This window comes from Methylobacterium sp. WL116 (assembly GCF_008039455.1).
Lineage (GTDB): Bacteria > Pseudomonadota > Alphaproteobacteria > Rhizobiales > Beijerinckiaceae > Methylobacterium.
The window spans coordinates 1-1,150 of sequence record NZ_VRUV01000883.1; the positions used below are offsets into that span (position 1 = coordinate 1).

Below are 1,150 nucleotides of genomic sequence, written 5' to 3' on the forward strand. Positions count from 1 at the left end.
GGCTTCGCCGCTGCGGGCTTGGCGGCGGTCGAGCCGGTCGCGGCCGGCTTGGCGGCCATGTATTCCGGATCGGTGCGCGGGCCTCCCGGACCGTTCGTCGGCCCGGTCATCTGGCCGGCGACCACGTCGGTCACGCGGTTCCAGGTCTGCGACTTGCACAGGAAGGCGATCAGGCAGCCGCGGACGGTCAGCTCCTCCGGGGTGTCGGACCAGATCGTCACGTCGTAGGACTTGCCGTCCTCGGAATTGTAGATCTTGCCCTCGTAATGGGCGTCGGCGTTTGGCTTCAGCCCCATGATGAGCTGGTGGCCCAGCGATGCGCGCGTCTGCTTGCTCGCGTCGGGGTTCTTGAAGTCGACCCGCGGCTGGCCCTTGTCGTTGAGCGGCACCTTCAGCCACACGACGTAGCCGCATAGGCTCTTGTTGCTCGGGCCGCACTTCTCCACCCGGATGCGGGCACGCCCGTCCTCGGTGAGCCACGTGCCGCTCGGGTCCGCGGGCGTCGCCGCGTGCGCGATGCCCGAGAGCATGGCCAGCGCCATCGCACGCCCGGCCCAGGCGCCGATTCCCGCGCCGATCCGTCGAACCGTCATACCCACTACTCCTTCCGCGCGCCCGCGCCGTGGCCTTCGCCCCGCCCGCGTGCCCAATCTCTGGGCCCCGCCATCCGCTCGGAACATGACGGGATCATGGCCGTGCCTCGGCGCGCCGTGCCGCACGGCCGATGACGGGAGCGACCCGCTTCGGCTAAGCCTGCCATCCATGATCGTTCGCCCCCGTCCCAACCTCTTCGCCATCCTGTTCACCCTGCGCGGCTCGATCCTGCCGCGGGTGGCGCTGAAGGTCCTCGGGCTGACGGCCTTCGCCGCGCTGGTGGTCGCGGTCGAGCAGCGCGTTCCGGAACGGTTTCCGGTGACGGCCGGGATCGGCCCGTTCACCCTGATCGGGCTGGCGCTCTCGATCTTTCTCAGCTTCCGCAACAACGCCTGCTACGAGCGCTGGTGGGAGGCTCGGAAGGCGTGGGGCGCGCTGATCGTCGAGATGCGCGGCTTGAGCCGGACCCTGGTCGCCCTCCTGCCCGGCCCCGAGCACGATGCGGTCCGCCGCACCGGCCTGCGCCGGCTCGCGGGCTTCGGCCACGGCCTGCACG

Annotated in this window: 2 protein-coding genes; one reads left to right on the forward strand and one right to left on the reverse strand. The window is 70.7% G+C overall.

Going from position 1 to position 1,150, the window contains the following annotated elements:
* Positions 1-593, reverse strand: a 593-nt coding sequence (locus tag FV223_RS28155) for a DUF2147 domain-containing protein (RefSeq protein ID WP_147729944.1), incomplete at its 3' end; no start/stop codon positions are given.
* A gap of 169 nt (positions 594-762) precedes the next feature.
* Here FV223_RS28155 and FV223_RS28160 point away from each other — a divergent pair.
* The coding region (locus FV223_RS28160; RefSeq protein ID WP_147729945.1) for a bestrophin at positions 763-1,150 on the forward strand (388 nt) is incomplete at its 3' end.